Origin of the sequence: Streptomyces sp. BPTC-684 (assembly GCF_030028635.1) — a bacterium.
Taxonomy (GTDB): domain Bacteria; phylum Actinomycetota; class Actinomycetes; order Streptomycetales; family Streptomycetaceae; genus Streptomyces; species Streptomyces noboritoensis.
Genome location: NZ_CP124863.1, coordinates 5967703 through 5990208, shown reverse-complemented (window position 1 = coordinate 5990208; position 22506 = coordinate 5967703). Strand labels below are relative to the sequence as shown.

Below are 22506 nucleotides of genomic sequence, written 5' to 3'. Positions count from 1 at the left end.
GGGCGGGCGGACGCTCAACCCGACGGCCGCTCCCCCTCCGGCTCCACCTCCCCGCGCCGCCTGACGCGCCGGGCGAGCAGGCTGCCGAGGAAGCCCGCGACCAGGCCCCACAGCAGGGCGAAGCCCAGCCCCGTCCACAGGCGCGGCTTGAGGGACACCTGGCCGGAGAGGCCGCCGCCGAGGTCTCCGATGCCGAGCAGCGACAGGCCGTAGTGCGCGGAGATCCGGACGAGCAGAGAGACGGCCAGCACGGTGAGCGCGAGCGCGAGGGCCATGTGCAGGGCGTGCTGCCACGCCCGTACCCGAGCGGGCGACCGGGCCGCCAGCAGGAACGCGGCGGCCAGAACCAGCACCGCGGCGACCGCGAGCAGCCACCACGCCCGCCCGTCGTAGTCCGCGAGGGTGCTCAGGTTGAGGGTGGAGAGGTCGGGGGTACGCAGCACCTGGTCCAGTACGTGCGGCATGGGCAGCCCGAACGGCCCGTCCACCCGGCCCTCCCAGGAGGCGCCGAGCCCGAGCGTGAAGGCCAGCCAGACGAGGTTCGGCAGGCCGAGCAGGATCACCGCGAAGGTCTCGGCCGTGTGCCCCTTGACCACCGCGACGACGAGTCCCACCACGATGCCGAGCGCCACGTACGCCAGCAGCAGCACGACCATCGCGAAGGCGGCCGGGCGTACCGACTCCTGGAAGCGCAGCAGCCGGGCGGGCAGCGGTGCCTTGCGGGAGACCACCAGGGCGAGGAACAGCAGCCCGGCGAGCCACAGCAGCCCGAAGAGCAGGGTGAGCGGCACATCGGTCTCGAACCCGACCTTGGGCGAGGCGCCCAGCAGATCCCCGATGTCGCCGATGGTCCCGTTCCCCAGCCCGATGGCGAACCGTTTGCGGGCGAGGAACGAGAGGCCGAGGAGCGCGAGCAGCCACAGCACGGCCACCCGGGCGGCCCAGGCCGCCAGTTCGCGGGCGCTCGCCACGGCCCGGTGCCGCAGCGGCCGCAGGAACCCGGCGGCGACGAGCAGCGCCCCGACGAGCGTGACGGAGAGCGGGAGCACGGTCAGGTCGGCGTTGGTGTCGCCGAGGAAACCGGCGTCGCCCTTGATGTCGACGGAGCCGCCGACCGCCATGACGACGACGGCCGCGACGACCTGCGGGAAGGCGTTGTCGGGCAGGTCCGCCGCACCGGCCGCGAGCAGCCCGAGAGCGGCGACGACGGCCATGGCGACCAGACCGGTCAGCACCGCCGCGAGGGCCTCGACCCAGCCGTGGCGCGCGCGTCGCCTCCCCGTGGACTCGTCGGGCGGTCTGTCCTGACTCACGTCGCTCACGTCTGTCACGCTAAGCAGCCCCGGGGCGGTCCGCCCGTCCTGGGGGGCCGACCGCGTCAGCTTGCGGGGCCGCCGGGACCCGGGCACACAATGGGCAGGTCGAGGACGCACCGGACTCGTCGCGTACGAAGCACGAAGCTCGTCGCGTACGAAGCACGAAGGACGAGCCGGACCGCCTGCCCGCGCACCGCCGCGCCCGCCCCCGCACTGCGGCGGGCACACGGTCGCGCGGGCTTCCTCGGCCGAGTGCCCCGCACCCGCGGGACCCCAACGCCGGGAAGAAGAGCTCGTGAGCGTCGAACCTCCCCCGTCCGGCCGCCCCACCGGCCCCCCGTCCGGCCCCCTCTCGGGCCCCTCGCAGCCCGGCGCGCCGACGGGCCCGCCGAGCGGCGGCGGCCAGGGCGGTACGGACCGGGGCGACGGAAGCGAGGACGACGGCCGGAGCGGGGGCGGCCACGACGAGACGATCGCGGTCGGTACGGGCGGGGGCGGCGGGCCGTCGGGCCCGGGGGGTACGGGTGGTGGAGGCGACTCGGGCGGCGGAGGCGGACCCTCCGGGTCCGGTAGCGGCCCCCAAGACCCAGGCGACCAAGGCCCCGGCGAGGGCAAGGGCGACAGCGGCACCCCCGGCAAGGACGGCGGCCCCGACCGCCCCTGGTGGCGCTCGGCCCCCCGTATCGCCCTCACCACCGGCGCGATCGTCGCGGCCGTTGCCCTCATCATCGTCTTCACCCGCCCCGACGGCTCGTCCGGCAAGAAGGGCGCGGGCAGCGAGGTCTACCTCCAGGCGGCGGGCAAGGACGGCCCGGAGCCCTTCACCTCGTCGAGCGCGCGCTACAGCTCCCCGCCCCCGTCCCCGCCGTCCCTGCCCAACGCGTCGGCACCGGCCTCGGCCAACGTGACGCGCGGCGTGGACGGTTCGGCCCCCGGCCTCTACGGCGGCACGCGGAACAGGGCGAGCTGCGACATGGAGAAGCAGATCGGCGCGCTGACGGCGGAACCGGCGAAGAACAAGGCGTTCGCGTCCGTCGAGGGCGTCGCCCCCGACGCCGTGCCCTCGTATCTGCGCTCGCTCACCCCCGTACAGCTCCGCATCGACACCAGGGTCACCAACCACGGCTACCGAAACGGTTCCGCAACCTCCTACCAGGCCGTTCTGCAGGCCGGTACGGCCGTGCTCGTGGACGACCGGGGCGTGCCGAGGGTGCGCTGCGCCTGCGGGAACCCGCTGCTGCCGGCGGTCGCCCAGCAGGGCACGCCCAAGCCGACCGGGGACGCCTGGCCCGCGTACCGGCCGTCGAACGTGGCCGTCGTCGCCCCCGCCGCCCACGCGGTCGACAGGTTCGTCGTGTTCGACCCGGACCGCGACGAGTGGTTCTCGCGCCCCAAGGGCGACACGGGCGCGGGCGACAAGAAGACCACGCCGCCGGGGACTTCGACGCCGTACGCGCCGGTGACGAGCAACACGCCCTCGGCGCCGGGCGGTTACTGATCGGGGACCGGCCCACATAGGGCAGGCCGCGGCCACCCGGCAATCCCCGTATCGAGTGCCGGTCCACTCCCGGGTGATTCGAACTACGGATCACGGCCGCCCGGTCCAGCCGCCGCAACGTTTCATCTCGACAATCGAACTTTTTCTCGACGACTCGGCCGTGACCACGTGCTGATCAGCAGCGTTGTGCATACGTCAGGTCCCGCAACCGCCGTCCGAGGAGTCGCCATGGATGCCCGTACCCACGCCTTAGACGTTCACCTGGTGTTCGATCAGACGGCTTTCGATCAGCCGGAGTTCGATCGGACGGACACGGGGAGGCGGGTGTGAGCAGCGACGCGACGCCGTCGGCGCCCCCGGTGCCGCCGCCCCCGCCCGCCGAGATCACGTTCGCGGGGCACCACGGGAAGAACCCGCTCGGCGAGGCGTCGTTCCGGCAGATGTGCGGGCGGCTGCCGTCCGTGCTGGGGCAGACCTGCCGGATGGCGTGGCGGATCGACCGGGGGTCCGTCCTCCTGCTGCTGGTCTGCCAGATCGTGATCGGGCTCGCGGCGGCGGTGCTGCTCGGCGCCACCTCCCGGGCCATGGCGCCAATCCTGGGCGAGGGCCGGGCGGCCGACCGGATCGACGCGGCGCTGCCGGCGCTGGTGGTCATCGCCGTCGCGGTCGGCGTCGCGCGCGTGACGTCCGCGCTCGCGTCGTACGCGGAGGGCAGGATCACCCCGCTGCTGACCACGGCGGCCGACGCCGACATGGTCGAGGCGGTGTGCCGCGTGGAGGCGGCCGCGTACGGCGAGGAGGGGTTCGCGGACCGCCAGGAGGCGGCCGAGATGGGCGTGATGCGCACCAACTTGATGGTCCGCGACGCCCAGCAGTTCATGGCGGCGGTGATCCGCATGGCCGCCGCGGCGGGCGTCCTCACGGTGCTGCACCCGTTGATGCTCGCCCTGCTCGTGCTCGCCGTGCTGCCCGCGGGCGCGGGCGCCGTGATGTCGGCGCGGGTCGACTACGAGACGCACTACGCCAATGTGGGCGACCGCAATGTGCGCGGGATGATGCGCTGGTGGGCGACGACGCCCAAGCTCGCGGACGAGGTGCGGGCGAACGGCATGACCGGCTATCTGATGTTCTGGTACCGCTCCCTGTCCGAGCGCATCGACCGCCGCACCCTCGCGATGGCACCCCGGCTGCTGCGGATCGCCCTGGCCACCTCGGCGCTCGGCGGGGCCTTCCTCCTCGCCACCTGGGCGACCCTGGCCTGGCTGGCCGTCACCGGCCGGGTCGAGCTGGGCGTCGCGGCGACGGCGGTGGTCGCCGTGCAGAGCTCGCTGAGCGCCCTGTCGGGGGTCGTCGTCTACGGGGCGGCGATGTTCCACACCAGCCTGTACCTGGCGGACATGCGCACGTTCCTCGACTTCGCCGCCGAACGCGCCCCGAAACGGGGCGAGTTGACCGCCCCCGAGCAGCCGGAGGAGATCCGCCTCGACGAGGTCGTCTACCAGTACCCCGACAAGGAGGCGCCCGCCGTGAACCGGGTCTCGCTCACCCTGCGCCGGGGCGAGGTCGTCGCGGTGGTCGGCGAGAACGGCTCGGGAAAGTCCACCCTCACCCGCCTGATCACCGGCCTCTACCTCCCCGACAAGGGCCGGGTGGCCTGGGACGGCGTCGACGTGGCGGCCGCCGACCCGGAGACGGTGTGGCGCCGCACCGGCCTGGTCCCGCAGTTCTTCGGCCAATGGCCGCTGGCCGTACGGGAGAACGTCACCCTGGGCCAGCCGCGCACGCACCACGACACACCGGTCTGGGACGCGGTGGACGCGGTCGGCATGCGCACGGCGGTCGAGGAACTGCCCCACGGCCTCGACACCTTGCTGGCACGCGAGCTGTGGGGCGGCAGCGAGCTCTCCGGCGGCCAGTGGCAGCGCGTCGCCTGCTCCCGCGCGCTCTACCGCCGCCCACCGGTCCTGATCCTGGACGAGCCGACGTCGGAGATGGACGCACGCGGCGAGCACCGCATGTTCACGGTCCTCAAGGGCATGGCCCGCGACCGCATCACGATCGTGGTCACCCACCGCATCGAGAACACCCGCATGGCGGACCGGATCGTGGTGATGGAAAGGGGCCGCATCACCGAACAGGGCACGTACGAGGACCTGCTGCACTCGGGGGGTCTGTTCAGCGAGCTGCACGCGCTGTCGCAGGACCGGTAGCCCAAGAGGCTCGTGAACGGCCCGGCGGACAGGGGCGTGCGGGCGCGCGGCCGGACCGCCGCGCGCCCGCACGCCCCGGCGGTGAGGGAGGTCCTCAGTCCTGGCGGTGGCCCGTCCGACGCGGCTGCCTCACCCCGCCGCCGACCAGAACTCCGACTGCTCCCGAGGCCGGAGCTCCTCCGCCCGAGGCCCCCCGGGCTGCCCCGGCGTCCCGGCCGGATACGTCATGGCCGAGTCCTGCGCGCACCCGAAACTCGCGCTGATGAACACGTTCCCCACGCTCCCCACCTGGAGCGACACGCTGAAGCCGTCCGGGCGGCTCGCGCGGAGCCACGGCATCGACTCGTCGTTCCGCACGCTCGTGACCTTGAAGCCCTGCTGCTCCCAGTGGCGCTGGACCACGCCCAGGAGGCTGCCGCGGCGGTGGGGGGCGATCACCGTCAGGATGTTGCGGCTGCGGGTGACCGTCGTCCTGCCCGTCGGCTCGTTGAGGTCGGTGCTGCACGCCCCCTGCATGGGAGCGCCGTACGCCCACTTCACCGGCGGCTGGATCGCCGCCAGCGTGTCGTCCAGGATCTTCTCCGAGCCCTCGCCCGCCTGCTGCATGTCCATCTTCGATGCCTTCTGCGTCTGCCGTACCCGCTGGTCGCCGCTCTTCGTCTGCCCGGACCCGGACCCGGCCCCGCCGGGCCCGCACGCCGCCAGCGCCGTCATCAGCACCGCGCACGCCACCACCCGTGCCCGCCTCATCGCGGCCTCGTCGTCGTGATGCGGTCGCCGTGACCCGTCACCACGCTCGCGATGTTGGGGAGGGAGTCGCCGCCCGCGTCGGGGTCGAAGTAGAGCGAGTGCGCGGGGAGGTCGCCCTTCACCAGGCCCGTCAGGCCCGTGTCCTTGCCCGGGGCCACGGCGAAGTGGTGGCCGCCGAAGTGGTTGTCCGCGGGGTCCGTACCGAACCAGTTCTTCTTCGGGCCGTACTCGCTTCCCGGTGCCACGTACTCCAGGAGGTTCGGCGACGGGAGGTAGGTGACCTGGTCGTTCTCCGCCGCGCCGATGTACACGTGGTTCGCCCCCACACCCAGGTCGGACGCCTTGTCCACACCCACACCGGGACTGCCGACCAGGACCACGTCGTCCGCCGGGATACCGCCGGGCTGCTGCGTCGCCTGGCCCACCGTGAGCGAGCCGTACGAGTGGCCGATGGCCGTCACATGCGGCGAGCCGGACTCGTGGGTGGCCCTGATGCCGCTCAGGAACCTGTCGTACGCCGGAGCTCCCGCCTTCGCGTCGTCCTTGCTCATCACGTCCGTCGCCGACCACGAGAAGCCGTCGAGCTGCGGGCAGTCGTAGCCGAGCCACACCACCGAGGCGGTCGTGGTGTCGGGGTACATCTTGTTCGCCGTGGTCGCCACGTTCCGGGCCCGGTCCACGTCCGCCGACGCGAAGTGGCCGCTCAACTTGGTGTTGAGCCCCGGTACGTACGCGGAGACGTTCTTCGACGTGTCCGGGTTGCCGAAGGAGACTATGGCCCGGCCCTTGCCCTCCGAGCCGATGCCCAGCAGGTACGGGCGCGGCTCGCCCTCCGCCGCCAGCTGCTTCTTGATACCCTGCAGCCCCTCGATCTTGTCCTTGAGGGCCTTCGCCTTGTCCCCGTCCGCTCCCGCGTACTCCGCCTCCAGGCTGTTCAGCAGCATCGGCAGATACGTCCGGTTGGCCCGGTCGCGGTCGGCGGCCGGGATGCCGTCGCGGTTGCCGATCTCCTGCGGGTAGTCCTGGATCAGCTTGGCCTGGAGGCTGGGGGACAGCTGCGCCCACCACGCCTGTACGGCGGCGGGGGAGCCCTTCTTGTCCGGCATGCCGAGCTCGTGCAGCAGCTCGCGGTTGAGCTCGTCCGCCTTCGCCAGCTCCAGGAAGCCGGTGCTCCAGTCGCCCTTCGCGCAGCGGTTGGCCGCGTCGGTGAAGAGCTTGACCGCCGCCGCGTACTCCTTGTCCGCCTTCTGCGCCGCCGCCAGGGCGTCGCCGATGCGGTCGGCGTAGCCCTGCGCGCGGGTGGCCTGGTCGCGCTGCATCATCGCCACGTCGCCGGGCTTCATCCCGCCGGTGTCGACGCTCGGCGCGGTGACCTTGCCGTCGTCCGCGACGTGGTACCCGGCCCCCGTCGCGTCCGCCACGGCGTTCGCGACCTTGCCCTGCTGCGCGGCGAACTCCTCACCGCAGGCCCTCAACACCGTTCCCACGGCGTCGAGTTCCTTCTTCGCCACCACCAGGTCGCGCTGCATCCGGGCGAGCCGGTCGGCGGCGGACTCGGCGGCGATCCCGCCCCAGTTCCCCTGCTGGAGGGGCTGGTGCAGATACTTGCCGCAGTCGGCGGTGTGCGTGGCGAACTTCTCCGCCAGCTTGTCCCAGGCGTCACCCGCGTCCGTCAGCAGAAGCGGTTTGGCGTCGCGGAGCTGCGAGACCCGCATGTGTCAGCGCCCTCCGTTCGACACCGGCGGGAGGGTCACTCCCGGGGCGTAGGGGGTGTACGGGGCGTACGGGCCGTGCGCCCCCGGGGCCGTGACGCCCGGCGCGTACGGCGTGTACGGGCCGAAGCCCAGGAAGGACTTCCCGCGCTCGTGGTCCTCCCGGGTGAAGCTCGTACTGGACGAGCCGACCGCGTCCGCCGCCCCCTCCACCATGCCCGCCAGCGAGCGCAGCGCCTTCGCCCACGCCTCCAGGCAGTCGTCGATCGCCTTGGCCGTCTCGAAACCGGCGAGCCCCGCCACCGCCGCGTCCGTCGGCTTGTACAGGGTCTTGATCTCGTCGGGGATGTCCTTGGCCACCTTGCGGGCCGAGTCGCCGGCCTTCTGGACTTCGCCTGGCGTGATCCAGAAGCCCCGTGTGGGACCACCGATCGGTGTGGACATGCCGTTCGCCCCTCCGCTTGTTGATCTTCTTTCCGGCAGGCTACAGGGCGATTTCAGGCCACCCATGAGTACGCGTACTCACTCCTGATCGTCCAAGTGCCCACAGGGCGCCATCACCATGGCCGAGGACGAGCAGAAGAACGGCAGCCACGCCGACGCGTGGAAACTCACGGGCGCGATCATCACGGCTCAGACCGCCGAGGTCGACAAGATGAACGAGATCCTCGCCCTGCTCCGACCCCACAGGTTGCGGGCCCTCACCCGCGTGAGGGCCCGCAACCTGGCCCACGTTCCTCCACCCGGAAGGCCCGCCCGTGGACGCCGTACTGCACGCCTTGTCCATCGCCGGCTCCATGACCTGGGAGATCACCTGGGCTCTGATCCTCGGCTTCGCCCTGTCCGCGGTGGTGCAGGCGGTGGTGCGCAAATCCACCGTCGTCCGCCTGCTCGGTGACGACCGTCCCCGCACCCTCGCCCTGGCCGCCGGCCTCGGTGCCGCCTCGTCCTCCTGCTCGTACGCCGCCGTCGCGCTCGCCCGCTCGCTGTTCCGCAAGGGCGCCGGCTTCACCGCGGCGATGGCCTTCGAGATCGCCTCGACCAACCTGGTCGTCGAACTCGGCGTGATCCTCGCCCTGTTGATGGGCTGGCAGTTCACCGCGGCGGAGTTCGTCGGCGGCCCGATCATGATCGTGGTCCTCGCGGTCCTCTTCCGCCTCTTCCTGCGCGACAAGCTGCTGCGTGCGGCCCGCGAGCAGGCCGAACGGGGCCTCGCCGGTTCGATGGAGGGCCATGCCGCGATGGACATGTCCGTACAGAAGGAAGGCTCCTTCGCTGGGCGGCTGTTCTCCCGTGAGGGCTTCACCTCCACCGCGCACGTCTTCGTCATGGAGTGGGCCGCGATCCTGCGCGACTTGGTCGTCGGGCTGCTGATCGCGGGGGCGATCGCCGCGTGGGTGCCGGACTCCTTCTGGCGTACGTTCTTCTTCGACGGGCACCCGCTGGCGGCCAAGCTGTGGGGGCCGTTGATCGGCCCCCTGGTCGCGATCGCCTCGTTCGTCTGCTCGATCGGCAACGTGCCGCTGGCCGTGGTCTTGTGGAAGGGCGGCATCAGCTTCGGCGGGGTGGTCGCGTTCATCTTCGCCGACCTGCTGATCCTGCCGATCCTCACCATCTACCGGAAGTACTACGGCGCACGCATGGCCGCCTTCCTGCTCGGCACGTTCTACCTGGCGATGGTCGTCGCCGGGTACGTCGTGGAGTTGACCTTCGGCGGGCTCGGCCTGATCCCCGACCAGGCCGACGCGACGATCCCCATGGAGGGCGTCACCTGGAACTACACGACCTGGCTCAACATCGCCTTCCTGGTTCTGGCAGCCGTACTGCTGGTGCGGTTCCTCCGGACCGGCGGGAGGGGGATGCTGAAGATGATGGGCGGGGCTCCCGGCGACAGCCACGACCACGGTGGGCACGGTCCCCACTAGAGCCGGGCCGACCACGACGGACACCGCCATGGACATGACCCCGCACACCCCGACTGCGGCAGCCGGGGCCCCGGCCCGCATGAAGGCGTCACCAGTTCCGATCCCGGCTCAGTACGCGGGGTGAATCCGGTGGTCGAATTACTCGTGGCTTCCTACAACCCTTACAGGGATGGGCAGTTGAATCGCACGCTCTTGGGGATGTGGCTCTCCGTGTGGAGCGGGCGCTGGCTATGATCACGGCGTGATGACAGCTTGGTCGCGTTCCGGCGATCAGTCGGCCCTTCTTCAAGTGCGTCGACTGGTCACTGCCGGGCTGGCCTTGTTGCTTCTCGGCCTGTTGGGCGTGTGCTGCTCCCTACTGGAGCACAGCAATACAGCCGCCCTGCCGGTCGCTTCCCTCTCCGCCTCGGATGCGGCAGGTCAGGCGGTCGCGTCCGCTGTGGACTGTTCCGAGGGCGAAGGCCACTCCACGGTCGAGGGTGTGCGCCGCAGCGCACCGTCGTATGCGGCGACCACGCCCGACCTCGCCGACGCGCGGGATGACCGTCGGACCGCTCCGGGTCCCTGGCGTGTGCGGGTGGCCGAACAGCTGAAGCGATCCGCTTCCGCTCCCTCAGCGCACTTCAGATCACCAGCTGTCCTCCAGGTGTAGGGCGTCGGCGTTCCACGACGACACCCCACGCGCTGCGGAACTCACGGATTTGCCCACGAGACGGCGATATGTTCAGCACGCCTCGGCTTCTGGCGCTTGAATCCCCGCTTCCCGCGCGCATCTGACCACGCCGCTTCCTCGCCCGCCGACTGAGGAAGCGACTGCCGCTCGGAGGATGTGTGCCCCGCCTGCCCCTGCCGCCCTTGACCCGCCGGGTTCCGTCCTGGCCGGGCGTTCTCCTCGCCTGTGCACTGAGCGTGCTGCTCTTGGCCGCCGCCCACTGCCCTTCGTACCCCGCCGACGACGGACACCGGCACCTCTCCCTTTCCGCGCAGGCCGCGTCGGCCGGACATGGGGAGTCCTCCCACGATCGGGAGCATCCGCAGCACGATCACGGTTCCGCCTGTGCTTCGCCCTGCATGAACACACGGGCCGCAAGCGAGGTACAGCGCCCGGCCGATGAGACCGCCGCCCTTCCTTCCTCAGGAATGTGTGCTCCGACGGCAGAGCAGGCAGCCTCGGCGGTCCTCGGCTCCAGTACATCGCCCATAGCCCGCACCGGTCGCTCCACGCTGGCCGACGTTTGCCGGTGGCGGATCTAGGCCGCTCGCCTCGCAGCCGCACGCGGCTGCCGCATGCCGTCCTCCGGACCAGGACCCCGTTCCTGATGCCCGGCCAGTGACGGCGTACCACGCGAACGAGTAGCCGACGCCATCACCGAACGAAGGCACAGTCATGCATTCTTCGACCAGCGACACATCGTCCACCGGCCGCTCGGCCCTGTCAGAGCTGGTGGGCAACACCCCGCTGCTGCACATCTCCGAACCGCTCGCGCCGCCGGGACGGGGCTTCTGGGCGAAGCTGGAGGGCTTCAACCCCGGTGGCATCAAGGACCGCCCCGGCCTGCACATGGTCGAACGGGCCCGCGCCCGCGGCGACCTGAAGCCGGGCGCGAGGATCATCGAGTCCACCAGCGGAACCCTGGGCCTCGGCCTCGCCCTGGCGGGCATGGTCTACGGACACCCCGTCACCCTGGTCACCGACCCGGGGCTCGAACCGTCCATGACCCGGCTGCTGACCGCGTACGGCGCCCAGGTCGATGTGGTGTCGGAGCCGCACCCCACCGGCGGCTGGCAGCAGGCCCGCCGCGACCGCGTCGTCGAGCTGATGGGACAGCACCCGGGCCCCTGGTGCCCGGACCAGTACAACAACCCCGACAACACCACCGCCTACACTCCGCTCGCCCTCGAACTGGCCACCGAGCTCCGGCACATCGACGTCCTGGTGTGCAGCGTCGGCACCGGCGGCCATTCGGCGGGGATCTCGCGCGTACTGCGGCAGCTCTACCCCGACCTGACGCTCGTGGGGGTGGACACCATCGGCTCGACGATCTTCGGGCAGCCGGCCCGGCCGAGGCTGATGCGCGGGCTGGGGTCCAGCATCTACCCCCGCAACGTCGCCTACGACAACTTCAGCGAGGTGCACTGGGTCTCCCCGGCGGAAGCCGTGTGGACCTGCCGCCGACTGGCCGGCTCCCACTACGCCACCGGCGGCTGGAGCGTCGGAGCGGTCGCGCTGGTCGCCGGCTGGCTCGCCCGCTCGCTCCCGAAGGACACACGCATCGCCGCGGTCTTCCCCGACGGCCCCCAGCGGTACCTCGGCACCGTCTACGACGACGCCTACTGCGCCGCCCACGGCCTGCTCGACTCCCCGCCCGCGCCGGAACCGGACCTGATCGGGAGCCTGGACGAGAAGGAGGTCACCCGCTGGACCCACTGCACCGAAGTCGTCGACCCGCTCACCCTCCACGGAGACCGCGAGACCGATGCCGTCGGTGAGACCGGCGTGAACAGCGCGACGGGACTGCGGAGGCGGACCCGGTGAAGGGCACGATCGCTCAGGCCCGCTCGTACGACCGCAGTGTCCGGCTGTTGATGGTCAACCAATTCACCATCAACCTCGGCTTCTACATGCTGATGCCCTATCTGGCCACCTACCTGGCCGGGCCGCTCGGCCTGGCGGGATGGCTGGTCGGGCTGATCCTCGGCGTACGCAACTTCAGCCAGCAGGGCATGTTCCTCATCGGCGGGACACTGGCCGACCGCCTCGGCTACAAGCCCATGATCATCGCCGGGCTCGTGCTGCGTACCGCGGGTTTCACGGCCCTGGGGCTGGTGGAATCCGTTCCCGCCCTGCTCGCCGCGTCCGCCGCGACGGGCCTGGCCGGCGCCCTGTTCAACCCCGCCTCCCGCGCCTACCTGGCGGCTGATGCGGGCGAGCGGCGCGTCGAGGCGTTCGCCCTGTTCAACGTCTTCTACCAAGCGGGCATCCTGCTCGGCCCGCTGGTCGGCATGTTCCTGACCGGCGTCGATTTCAGCGTCACCTGCCTGACAGCCGCAGGGATCTTCGCGGTCCTGAGCGTCATCCAGATCCGGGCCCTGCCGGCCCGCCGCGCGGACCACGCCGACACCGCGGACGGGAGGCGCGACGGTGTCCTGCGGCAATGGCGGGGGATCTTCACGAACCGCCCGTTCCTGCTGTTCTCCCTGGCCATGATCGGTTCGTATGTGATGTCCTTCCAGGTCTACCTGTCCCTGCCGCTGGAAGTCCGGCGGCTGGGCGGTGAAGGACGGTTCGGCACGGCTGCGGTGGCGGTCCTGTTCGCCGTTTCCGGATTGAGCACGATCGTCTTCCAGACGAAGGTCACCGCCTGGTGCACGGCCCGGATGGCACCGGGCCGGGCGCTCACCTGGGGAGTGGCCACGATGGGGGCGGCGTTCGTCCCCCTCCTCGCGGCCTCCGCCGTACCCGTACCGGACGGCGGGGCATGCCTGTGGCTGCTGGCCGCCGTGCCGCCGGCCATGTCCGCGCTGCTGCTGGCCCTCGGCACGATGATCGCCTACCCCTTCGAGATGGACACCATCGTCCACCTCTCGGGCAACCGTCTGGTGGCCACGCACTACGGCCTGTACAACACCATCTGCGGAGTCGGCATCACGCTCGGCAATCTGCTCACCGGCGTGGCGCTGGACGCCGCCCGGGAAGCCGGAGTGCCGGCACTGCCCTGGGCGGCGCTGGGTGTACTGGGCCTGGCCTGCGCGGCCGCGCTGTCCGCACTGCACCGCAGCGGTCGACTATCACCTGCCCAGGCGGAGGAGGAACGTCAGGCCGTGGCCACCTGACCGCCACCAGGGACACGGACACGGGGCGGGTCGCCACCGCAGCGTCCGGCTTACCGCGCATCCGGGCGAGGGTGGCCGGGGCGCCGGTGGCGGCGCCGACCGTTTGAGGACGTCGTCCTTGCGGGCGGTGCAACCGTGCATGGCGGTTCCTTGCGATTGCCCCGGAGGGGTATATCTCCAACGGCGGCCGCCTTCCGCTTGGAGCGGGCTTACGGCCACCTCGTCGCCCTGCGCTCCGGAGACCTCGCCCACCTCCACGTCCATCCCGAAGGCGGCGGGCGGGGACCAGGGCCCTCGGCTGCGTCTCGAAGGCCCGCCGCCGCGCGCGTACGGTGGACGTACGGCCGGACGGGTGAGCCCGTAACGGCATTGCTGACAGCCGCTGCGGGCGACCGCCCGCCGCCATGCGGTCTTCTGCTCCCCCACAGGAGGGAAAGGCGATGCTCGAGCACAAGGTCGGCACACAGGAGGAATTCGAGGCAGCCCGGCAGGAGCTGCTCGTGGAGGAGAAGGAACTCACCCGACGCGGCGACGAGCTCGCGCGGAAGCGGCGGGAGCTTCCCTGGGTGCCGGTCGAAAAGGACTACGGCTTCGAGACCGAGGACGGGACCAGGTCGCTTGGGGTGGAGCTTCGGCTGGGTCTCCCCCGTCGGCAGTGACTTCCACCGCGACCTCGGGTTCATGTACACGGAGAAGGAGCTGAGGCCGTTCCTCGAAGGCGAGGTTCCACCGATCGTGAGTCAGATGGCGAAGGCGTCCGGCACGGACGTGCTCGGGTACGTCACCGAGGGGCCCGGGCTGAGCTCCTACGCGCGATCGGACGGCACCGTCTATCGGACGTACGTCACCACCGCGCGCGGCCTTGAGCCTGCCATGGCCTACTACGGCCTCCTCGACCGTACGCCGAGGGGCCGCCAGGAGGACGGCGAGCAGACCTTCTGGCTGCGCCGCCACGACGAGTACGGGAAGACCTGAGAGGTCGCCTTCTCCGGTGGCAGGACGTGCCTCCTGGCCGACGATCAGCTGCTGCCACTGCCCGACGAGCTCGCCGAGGCACGCGACGCGGCGCGGCGTCGCTTCCAGCCCCTGCACCGCTGATCCGGGGACAGGTCGACGGGGACCGGCCGGCCGTGCTCTCGGCCGGCCTCCCAGGTTTTGGGCCTTCCGGTTCTGTGATCTGCTGGAGAGGGCAGCTCGCGTCCCTGGGAGGCGTTCCATGCCACACCCCCGCCTGGCCCCGCCGGCACCCACGCGGCCCGCATTCCTGCTGCCCGCGCGTGATCTCGCATTCGCATGGTTCCTGATGGTGCTGCTGGCCGCCCTGGCGTGGGTGCTCACCATCGGCCAGTCCCGCCACATGGGGATGGAGCCCGGCACCATGGGCCTGGCGCTCCCCCTCTTCCTCCTGCTGTGGGTGGTCATGATGGCGGCGATGATGCTGCCGTCCGTCGCACCTGTGGCCATCACCTGGGTACGCGGGATCACCCGCCGTTCGGCCGGCCCTGCCCGCGCGCTGCGGATCACCGAATTCGTCAGCGGCTACCTCCTCGCCTGGACCGCCTTCGGGCTGCTCGCTTACGGCGCCCTGGCACTCACCGGACATCTCGTGGACCGCGACCCCGGGACGGGCCGCTGGATCGGCGCCGCCGCGTTCCTCCTCGCGGCAGCTCAGCAGTTCGGGCCGCTGAAGCGGGTCTGCCTGCGGCACTGCCGCAATCCGATGTTCCAACTGCTCCAGTACTCGCGTTACCGGCCCTGGGCGAAGGACCTGCGGGTCGGGGCGCACCACGGGCTCTACTGCGTCGGATGCTGCTGGGGGCTGATGATCGTCCTGATCCCACTCGGCCTCATGAACGTGGCCGCGATGGCCGCACTGGCGGCAGTGATCTTCCTGGAAAAACTCTGGCGGCAAGGACCCTGGCTCACCTGGGCCGTCGGCCTGGCGCTTCTCGTCCTGGCCGTCCTCGCCCCCTTCCAGGACTGGCTGCTCCCCGGCCTGGACACGTCCGGTCCAGCCATGGACCAGATGACCGGCTGGACAGCATGAGCGGTCGTTTCCCACCCCGCGGGAGGCGGCCGGTACGGCGGTCACCTTCCCGCGTTCCAACGAAACCGGTTGCTGCGCGCTTGGCTCAACCCCGTCCGGTGGGCGCGCCCACGGGCTGTTCGCTGGAGAAGGCGTAGTCGGACGCCTCGCCATACGCACCCTCGAACGACAGCCCGAAGGCATGCGAACTACCGGTGGTACGGCCCAGCGTGAACTCCGGAGAGAACCCGAACATCGCGTTCTTCATCGTCGTAGGCCCTCCATCGGGCCCCCTGAGAGGCTCGAATGCGAGCTCCGTCCTCCCTCCGACGCTGAGTCGGGGCTTCTCTCCGTCGGACAGCGAGACGCTCGCCCGCTCCACGCCCAGATTCTCGCCGTAGAACTGCGAGAGTTCACCGAACGCACCGCCTTCGCCCCCGGACACGATGCGTACCACCGCATCGGTCTGTTCGTCGGTGGCCCCCTCATCGATGACCAGGCCGACCTTCCAGTTGCCGGAGGTCAGGTTGGAGGGGAAGTGGTTGTAGAGGACGAAATCCACCCCGGACAGGTTCACCTCGTCCAAGCGCCCTTCTTCCACGTGGAAGACGGCGCACCCAAGGCATTCCTCACGCCCCTGCGGGTCGTGCGGCTTCGCATCGACGGCGCAGCCGCACACCACCGCACATGAACAACCAGCCAGGTAGTTGCCGGAGATGCTCCACGTCATGATCTGCTCCCGATCGCTTGACGGTTGTCGTCGTCCGACGGTACGGACGACGCCGGCATCGAGAGCGGCCGGTGGCGAGCGCGCGGCCGGCGAAGCGGACGGAGCAGGGACCGCAAAGGCACGTCTGCCCTCGACAACGGCGGGACGGGACGCCCCGCCGTCCTTCCGTGCGGTGCAGGTCTCCATGGTCCACTCACTCCACGGGCAGGCACCCTGCCCCCAGGAGTTCTTCTCCCTTCAAGGCTAGGCCGAGCCGGCACAACATGTACAGATCACCGCCCGACCTCGATCGGTGCCCGGCCCCGGGGCTGCGCTCGCGGGCAGACCGGCTTTTGCCCACGTGGCAGCGGGAGGAGAATGGATGATGACCCGTGCGACCGAGCGCCTGTGTTGACGTCCGGCTGGGCATCCCCGACTGCGATTCCCGCCCGTGCGGGCCGTGAGGAGGCGTTGAGATGTCTGAGACGACAGCAGCTGTTCCACGATGGCACGCGGTCGGTGACTGGTTCGATACGTGCAGGTGCAATGTCCCCTGCCCCTGCTCGTTCGCCCAGCTGCCCACCTACGGTGAATGCGACGGCGTCCTGGCCTGGCACATACGCGAGGGTAACTACGGTGACGTACCGCTGGACGGCCTCAATGTGCTGATGCTCGGCTCCTTCGTCGGCAATGTGTGGGCCGAGCACACCGACACGTACGCGGCGGTCTTCCTCGACGAGCGCGCCGACGACGCGCAGCGCGGGGCCCTGCAGATGATCTTCGGGGGCCAGGCCGGCAGCTGGCCCGCCGAGATGGTGAGCATGATGGACGCCGAGATGCGGGGCATGGACTTCGCCCCCATCGAGATCGAGGTCGACGAAGACCTCGGCGGCTGGAGAGCCACGATCCCCGGCCGAGTCGAGGCGAGCGCCGTGGCGCTCACCGGACCGACCACACCGGAGGGTGCGCGGGTCCAGTCGACCAACCTCCCCGGCTCGGAGACCGGGCCGGGACAGGTCGCGACCTGGGGCCGCTCCACGGCAGACCGCGCCGACGCCTTCGGCTTCCGCTGGAGCCGGGAGGGCCAGTCCAGCAAGCACATCACCTTCGACTGGACAGGCCCTGACCAAGGTCAGCCGTCCCGCGGAAGCCACGGTTAGCGGTGGTCACCGCAGGTGCCGGGAGTAGCTCCTCGACGTGGTACCGACCGTGGACGACGCGCGATACCGGAGCGGTCGAGGAGGGCGAACTGCCGCGCCGCTTGTGGCGCGTCACCCAGATCCGACCCCTTTGACCCGGTACCCAGCCGGATCAGCCACCGGCTGCCCGCGGGCCTCATCTTCCGTGTGGAGGCCGGATCCAGTTGTCCAGTGAGCGTGTCCGTTCCGCGTGGAGCATGCGGGGGTCTGTTGTGCGGGTGGCCCAGGCGATGTGTCCGTCCGGGCGGACAAGGACTTCGGTGGTGCCGTCGAGGGCGGGGTCCTGGACGGAAGTGCGGGCGGTCACCGTCGTGACCGGGGCGGGGGCGGTGAAGTCGGTGTGCGCTGAAGACAGGTGGAGCAGGACGAAGCGGCCGTCGTGCAGTAGCTCGTAGGTTCGGGCCTGGCGTCCTCCTGGGAGGGCGAGTGGGAGGTCTGGCACGCGTCGGCCTGTCAGCGGGTGTGCGGCGGGGGTGGCAGGCGGGTAGGCGGTGTCGAGTGCGGAGAGGTGTCCGGCGAGGTACCGGTTGACCTCCACCAGGCCGAGGAGCGTGTCCAACAGTTCGCACAGAAGCGTCGCGGGACGGTGGTAGCGCTCGACCAGCGGCAGTTCGACCAGGAGGGTCTGGGCCTCGGTGCGTTCGGTGACAGCCCGGCCGACCGGGTGGCGTTCGGCGTGGTAGGTGTCGAGCAAGCCGGGTGCGGCCCACCCCCGGATGTGCGCGGCCAGTTTCCAGCCGAGGTTCATCGCGTCCTGGAGGCCGGTGTTGAGCCCTTGGGCACCGACGGGGAAGTGGATGTGCGCGGCGTCGCCGGCGAGGAGGAGACGGCCGGAGCGGTAGTGCTCGGCGAGCCGGGTGGCGTTGCCGAACCGCGACAGCCAGGTCGGGCGTCCGATGCCGCAGTCGGTGCCGCAGACGCGCAGCAGCGCGGTGCGGAACTCGTCGGGTGTGACGGGGGTGGTGGACGGCACCCTGATGCGTTCGGGGTCCATGACCACGAACCGGGTCAGGCCGGGTTCCAGCCGGGCGATGAGGACGCCGTGCCGCCTGGCACGGTCGAGGTCTGCGTGATCGGCGGTGGCGAAGTCGCCCACCATGGCGGTGAACGACTCGTCGGTGCCGGGAAAGGCGATGCCGGCGGCGCGGCGGACGATGCTGCGGGCGCCGTCGCAACCGGCCGCGTAGGCGGCCCGGACCGAGGTTGGTCCGGTCGGGCCGCGCAGGTCCACCTCGACGCTGTCGTCCTTCTGTCTCACCGCGGTCGCCTCGTGACCGCGGTGGATCCGGGCGCCGAGTTCCCGGGCCCGTTCCTCCAACAGCGCCTCGGTGTGCGACTGGGCCAGTAGCAGGGCGTGGGGGTGCGGGGAGGCCAGCGCGGAGAAGTCGAGCGGTGTCCTCAAAGTGGCGGCGAACTGCCAGCCGGGCACGGTACGGCCGACGGCCAGGAACCGGTCGGCCAGGCCGCGTTGGTCCAGCAGTTCCAGGCTGCGCGGGTGCAGGTTGAGAGCTCGTGAGTCCTGCTGCGGGCGCGTGCGGCACTCGACGACGTCCGTCCGTACGCCGGCGAGTGCGAGTTCGGCCGCGAGCAGCAGGCCGGTGGGGCCGGCGCCGACGACGAGCACCTCGGTTTCCGTCTCCATACGCCTCCTCCTCTCGTTCGTCGTGTGACGTGCCGGGCGGTGCTGGGAGCCGGTGTGTGCTCCCGCCGTCGGTCTCGGGAGGGGCGGCTCAGGTGGTTTCGGATCGTTTGCGGGCGATGGTCAGTCCGTCGGCCACCGGCAGCATGACGGACTCGACGCGCGGGTCGGCGCGTACGTGGGCGTTGAACTCGCGTACGGCGCGGGCGTTGCCGGTGGCTTCGGGTAGGTGGACCTGTCCCTGCTGGAGCACGTTGTCGGCGATCAGCAGTCCGCCGGGGCGGAGGCGGGGCACGAGGAGGTCCCAGTACTGGCGGTAGTGGGGCTTGTCGGCGTCGAGGAAGACCAGGTCGATGTCGCTCCGCGTCGGCAGGGCGGTCACCGTCTCCAGCGCGGGGCCGAGTCGGAGGTCGATGCGGTCCTCCACACCGGCTTCCCGCCAGGCGGTTCGGGCGATGGAGGTCCATTCCTCGGAGGTGTCGCAGGTGAGGACGGTTCCACCGGGGGTCAGTCCGGTCGCCAGAGCGAGGGTGGAGTAGCCGGTGAAGGTGCCCACCTCGACGATGCGTCGCGCGTTCACGAGCCGTGCGAGCAGCGTCAGCAGGGTGGCCTGTTCGTGCGGTACGCGCATGATGGCCAGAGGCCCCAGGGCGTGCGTCTGGGCCACCAGCCAACGCTGGACCGGCGTCGGGGGTTCGGCCTGGCCCAGCAGGTAGTCGTACACCTCGCGGGTGAGGGTGACGGTTTTGAGCTCGTCGTACGGGGTTTCGGTCACTTCGGTGCTCCTGTCGGCGTGGTGCACGGGGGCGTGGCGGAGCGGGCGTCGTCGAGAGCTCTGAGCATGGTGGCGAGTTTCGCCTCGGTCTCGGCGAACTCGGCTTCAGGGGTGGACCCTTGGACGATGCCCGCGCCCGCGTACAGGCGCAGTCCCGAGGGGGCGACCTCGCCGCATCGCAGGGCGATGACCCAGTGGCCGTCTCCTGCCTGGTTCATCCAGCCGATCAGGCCGGAGAAGTAGCGGCGCGGTGTGGGTTCGAGGGTGCGGATGAGGGCGGCGGCGGACGTGGTGGGGGTGCCGCAGACGGCGGGGGTCGGGTGGAGGGCGCAGGCCAGCGCGAGGGAGGACGGTGCGGGACGGCGCAGCCGGGCCCGGATCGGGGTGGCCAGGTGCCACAGACGGCTGGTGGCGTGGAGCCGGGGTTCGGCCGGGATGTCGAGCGCCTGGCACACGGGGTGCAGCCGTCGCCGGAGGGCGTCGACGACGTGTCGGTGTTCGGCGCGGTCCTTGGCCGATTGGAGGAGTGCTGTGGCTCGGGTCCGGTCCCGGGCGGGGTCGGGGTGTCGGGGGGTGGTTCCGGCGAGGGGGGTGAGGGTGAGCAGGTCGCCGGTCCGCCGTAGCAAGGTCTCCGGTGTCGCGCCGACGAAGACGGGGGCCGCGTTGTCCCGGTGCGGCAGGGTGACGGAGAAGAGGTGGGCGGCCGGCTCCTGGCGAGCGAGGGCGGTGAGGAGCGCCGATGCCAGATGCCGGTACGAGCGGCTGTCCGGGAGGGGGACACGGAGGGTGCGGGCCAGTACCACCTTGGTGACGATGCCGGTTTCGATCGCGGCCAGTGCGTCGCGGATGGCGGCGTGGTAGGCCGGGGACGGGGGTTCGGGTGCGGGCGGTGGCGGGGGTTCGGCCGCTGGGGCGACGGCCGCCGCGGATGCGGGCGCCCACCGGGGCAGGAGGACTTCCTGGACGGCGCGTACGGCTTCCGGTCGGCTGTCCGGCCGGTGGGCCGTGGCGTTCGAGTCCGGTCAGGAGCAGCTGGGCCGGGGTGCTCTCGTCGAACGGGACGGCCCCGACGACGACGGTGCTCGGCGGGCTCGCGCGCAGGGCACGTTCCGCGGCGGTGGCGAGGGCGTGGAACTGGCCTGGCCCGGTCGGCGCCGGCAGCCGGTCGCCGCCTCGGGCGGTCAGGGTCAAGCGGGGTGTCGACAGCAGCCAGTGATCCGGGCTGCCGCCGGGAGGGAGGAGCGGGGGCCGTGGTGAGGGCGGTAAGGACAACGGCGTTACGCCTCCTGACGGTTGGTCATCCGCGGGGAGTCGCTGTCGGTCATCCGTGCAAGGCGGCCCCGCCGTCCACATAGAGACTGTGTACGGCGATGTGGCGGGCCTGGTCGGAGGCGAGGAAGACGACGGCGGCGGCGATGTCGTCGGGGTCGGCGAGGCGGCCGAGGGGAATGCCGATGCGGAAGGCCGCCGGGTCACCGTGCAGCACCGCGTCCCGGGCCTGGGGGGTGGGAGCCATGCGCCGCAGCATGGGCGTATCGGTGGAGCCGGGGCAGACCACGTTGCAGCGGATGCCGAGCCGGGCGACTTCCAAGCCGAGACCGAGCGTGAGGGCACCGGCCGCCGCCTTGGAAGCGGCGTAGGCGGCCATGCCCGCACGGGGGGTGCCTGCACTGTTGGAGGCGACTGTGATGACGCTGCCTCGGCGATACGGCGCCATGCGCCGGACCACGGCCCGGCACCAGGTGAGCACGCCCGTGGTGTTGGCGGCGAACAGCTCCTGCCAGGCCGCGTCGGTCAGGTCGGTGAGGGGGCCGGTATGCAGTACCCCGGCCGCGTTGACCAGGAGCCCGACCGGCCCGTGCTCGCGCTCCACGTGGTCGAGGATGCGTTCGGCCGCCTCGGCGTCGGCGACGTCCGCCGCATGGCGGGTGACGTGCGAGCCGACGGCGTCACCGTCCTGCCCTGCAGCCTGCCGGTCGCCCGCACACGTATGGGCAGTGTCCACCGACGCCACATACGCCCCCTCGGCGGCGAGGTGTTCGACCACGCGGGATCCGATGCCACCCGCCGCGCCGGTGACGACCGCCGCGATGCCGTCCAGGCCCGTCAGATGCACATCGGCCTCCCGTGCGCCTCTCGTGCTCCCTGCGTGGCGCAGCCCCGGCACGGGCACAATCGCGGGCGGACGCCGCCGGATCCGAAAAGCCTGATGGGCCCTACGCGGGAAGTGACCCATGTCGTTGCCTCGTATCGCACCCTACGACCCACTCGACGCACGTTCTCTTCCCCTCAACCGTGTGAACTGGTCCGTCGACCCTGACAAGGCCGCACTTCTCGTCCACGACATGCAGAACTACTTCCTACGGGCGTTCGCGCCCGGCGGTCCCGCCGGGTTGGCCGTCGCCAACATCCAGCGGCTGGCCGCCGCGTGCCGCGCCGCCGGTATTCCGGTGGTCTACACGGCACAGCCGGCAAGGCAGACGGCGGCAAACCGAGGGCTGCTGATGGACTTCTGGGGGCCGGGGCTCGGCGGACAGCCCGATGACGACCGGATCGTGGCACCTCTCGCACCCGCGCCGGGTGAGGCCGTGGTCACCAAGCACCGCTACAGCGCGTTCCACCACACCGGCCTCGGCGAAGTGCTGGCGGCACACGGACGTGATCAGCTTCTGATCACCGGGGTGTACGCACATCTGGGATGCATGCTGACGGCCGTGGACGCCTTCGCGCGGGGAGTACAAGCCTTCCTCGTCGCCGACGCGGTGGCCGACTTCGACCGGGACCGACACCGCCAGGCCCTGCGTTACGTCGCCGAATCCTGCGGCATGGTGACCGTCACCGACGAAGTCCTCGGCCCGGCGACCGGATCCGGACGATGACGCGGGACACGGGGAAGCCATCGGGCACCGGTGG

19 protein-coding genes and 1 pseudogene are annotated in these 22506 nt (G+C 71.1%); 11 read left to right on the top strand and 9 right to left on the bottom strand.

Annotated features, from left to right (window positions below):
* Positions 1 to 14 precede the first annotated feature (14 nt).
* Positions 15 to 1214 carry a streptophobe family protein gene (locus QIY60_RS26670; RefSeq protein WP_283146080.1) on the bottom strand — a complete coding sequence of 400 codons (1200 nt, stop codon included), beginning with the start codon at positions 1212 to 1214 and terminating at the stop codon, positions 15 to 17.
* A 397-nt stretch (positions 1215 to 1611) separates the two neighbouring features.
* Between QIY60_RS26670 and QIY60_RS26665 the strand changes: the two are divergent.
* Together QIY60_RS26665 and QIY60_RS26660 are read left to right on the top strand one after the other, a co-directional pair.
* Positions 1612 to 2796 (top strand): annotated as a pseudogene (locus QIY60_RS26665) (DUF6777 domain-containing protein); the annotation flags it as partial.
* Between the two features lie 344 nt (positions 2797 to 3140).
* The gene (locus QIY60_RS26660) at positions 3141 to 5024 is read left to right on the top strand and encodes an ABC transporter ATP-binding protein (RefSeq protein WP_283144719.1); all 1884 of its coding nucleotides are present in this window, start codon (positions 3141 to 3143) and stop codon (positions 5022 to 5024) included.
* A 129-nt stretch (positions 5025 to 5153) separates the two neighbouring features.
* Here the strand turns inward: QIY60_RS26660 and QIY60_RS26655 are convergent, their stop codons facing one another.
* Genes QIY60_RS26655 through QIY60_RS26645 form a run of 3 tightly spaced genes read right to left on the bottom strand, consistent with a single transcriptional unit; the run spans position 5154 to position 7930 of the window.
* Positions 5154 to 5774 (bottom strand): hypothetical protein, encoded by a 621-nt coding sequence (locus QIY60_RS26655; RefSeq protein ID WP_283144718.1) that lies wholly within the window; start codon positions 5772 to 5774, stop codon positions 5154 to 5156.
* On the bottom strand, positions 5771 to 7489 hold the full coding sequence (locus QIY60_RS26650) for an alpha/beta hydrolase (protein WP_283144717.1): 1719 nt from the start codon (positions 7487 to 7489) through the stop codon (positions 5771 to 5773). Before QIY60_RS26650 ends, QIY60_RS26655 begins: the two co-directional genes overlap by 4 nt.
* A gap of 3 nt (positions 7490 to 7492) precedes the next feature.
* Positions 7493 to 7930 carry a type VII secretion target gene (locus tag QIY60_RS26645; protein WP_283144716.1) on the bottom strand — a complete coding sequence of 146 codons (438 nt, stop codon included), beginning with the start codon at positions 7928 to 7930 and terminating at the stop codon, positions 7493 to 7495.
* 112 nt (positions 7931 to 8042) lie between these two features.
* Here QIY60_RS26645 and QIY60_RS26640 point away from each other — a divergent pair, with 112 nt between their 5' ends.
* The 7 genes from QIY60_RS26640 (at position 8043) to QIY60_RS26610 (ending at position 15292) form a co-directional block, all read left to right on the top strand.
* Positions 8043 to 8384, top strand: coding sequence for a DUF305 domain-containing protein (locus tag QIY60_RS26640; RefSeq protein WP_283146079.1), 342 nt, complete (start codon positions 8043 to 8045; stop codon positions 8382 to 8384).
* Positions 8266 to 9411 carry a permease gene (locus QIY60_RS26635; RefSeq protein ID WP_283146078.1) on the top strand — a complete coding sequence of 382 codons (1146 nt, stop codon included), beginning with the start codon at positions 8266 to 8268 and terminating at the stop codon, positions 9409 to 9411. Before QIY60_RS26640 ends, QIY60_RS26635 begins: the two co-directional genes overlap by 119 nt.
* 1387 nt (positions 9412 to 10798) lie before the next feature.
* Positions 10799 to 11947 (top strand): PLP-dependent cysteine synthase family protein, encoded by a 1149-nt coding sequence (locus QIY60_RS26630; RefSeq protein ID WP_283144715.1) that lies wholly within the window; start codon positions 10799 to 10801, stop codon positions 11945 to 11947.
* Positions 11944 to 13245 carry an MFS transporter gene (locus QIY60_RS26625; protein ID WP_283144714.1) on the top strand — a complete coding sequence of 434 codons (1302 nt, stop codon included), beginning with the start codon at positions 11944 to 11946 and terminating at the stop codon, positions 13243 to 13245. Before QIY60_RS26630 ends, QIY60_RS26625 begins: the two co-directional genes overlap by 4 nt.
* 440 nt (positions 13246 to 13685) lie before the next feature.
* Positions 13686 to 13904 carry a DUF899 family protein gene (locus QIY60_RS26620; protein WP_283144713.1) on the top strand — a complete coding sequence of 73 codons (219 nt, stop codon included), beginning with the start codon at positions 13686 to 13688 and terminating at the stop codon, positions 13902 to 13904.
* Between the two features lie 22 nt (positions 13905 to 13926).
* Positions 13927 to 14220 (top strand): DUF899 family protein, encoded by a 294-nt coding sequence (locus QIY60_RS26615; RefSeq protein ID WP_349253993.1) that lies wholly within the window; start codon positions 13927 to 13929, stop codon positions 14218 to 14220.
* A 241-nt stretch (positions 14221 to 14461) separates the two neighbouring features.
* On the top strand, positions 14462 to 15292 hold the full coding sequence (locus QIY60_RS26610) for a DUF2182 domain-containing protein (RefSeq protein ID WP_283144712.1): 831 nt from the start codon (positions 14462 to 14464) through the stop codon (positions 15290 to 15292).
* Positions 15293 to 15377: 85 nt separating this feature from the next.
* Here QIY60_RS26610 and QIY60_RS26605 read toward each other — a convergent pair whose 3' ends face one another.
* The gene (locus tag QIY60_RS26605) at positions 15378 to 16001 is read right to left on the bottom strand and encodes a DUF1326 domain-containing protein (RefSeq protein WP_283144711.1); all 624 of its coding nucleotides are present in this window, start codon (positions 15999 to 16001) and stop codon (positions 15378 to 15380) included.
* A 455-nt stretch (positions 16002 to 16456) separates the two neighbouring features.
* Here QIY60_RS26605 and QIY60_RS26600 point away from each other — a divergent pair, with 455 nt between their 5' ends.
* A complete protein-coding gene (locus tag QIY60_RS26600) occupies positions 16457 to 17140 on the top strand; it encodes a DUF1326 domain-containing protein (RefSeq protein WP_283144710.1) in 684 nt (227 codons plus the stop codon).
* 175 nt (positions 17141 to 17315) lie between these two features.
* Here QIY60_RS26600 and QIY60_RS26595 read toward each other — a convergent pair whose 3' ends face one another.
* From QIY60_RS26595 to QIY60_RS26580, 4 genes are all read right to left on the bottom strand, one after another.
* Positions 17316 to 18821 (bottom strand): FAD-dependent monooxygenase, encoded by a 1506-nt coding sequence (locus tag QIY60_RS26595; protein ID WP_283144709.1) that lies wholly within the window; start codon positions 18819 to 18821, stop codon positions 17316 to 17318.
* 88 nt (positions 18822 to 18909) lie between these two features.
* Positions 18910 to 19593 carry an O-methyltransferase gene (locus tag QIY60_RS26590; protein WP_283144708.1) on the bottom strand — a complete coding sequence of 228 codons (684 nt, stop codon included), beginning with the start codon at positions 19591 to 19593 and terminating at the stop codon, positions 18910 to 18912.
* Entirely contained in the window at positions 19590 to 20543 is a 954-nt protein-coding gene (locus QIY60_RS26585; RefSeq protein WP_283146076.1) for an isochorismate synthase, read from the bottom strand. Before QIY60_RS26585 ends, QIY60_RS26590 begins: the two co-directional genes overlap by 4 nt.
* A 371-nt stretch (positions 20544 to 20914) precedes the next feature.
* Positions 20915 to 21709 carry an SDR family oxidoreductase gene (locus QIY60_RS26580; RefSeq protein WP_283144707.1) on the bottom strand — a complete coding sequence of 265 codons (795 nt, stop codon included), beginning with the start codon at positions 21707 to 21709 and terminating at the stop codon, positions 20915 to 20917.
* 181 nt (positions 21710 to 21890) lie between these two features.
* Here QIY60_RS26580 and QIY60_RS26575 point away from each other — a divergent pair, with 181 nt between their 5' ends.
* On the top strand, positions 21891 to 22472 hold the full coding sequence (locus QIY60_RS26575) for an isochorismatase family protein (RefSeq protein ID WP_349253949.1): 582 nt from the start codon (positions 21891 to 21893) through the stop codon (positions 22470 to 22472).
* The last annotated feature ends 34 nt before the right edge of the window (positions 22473 to 22506 follow it).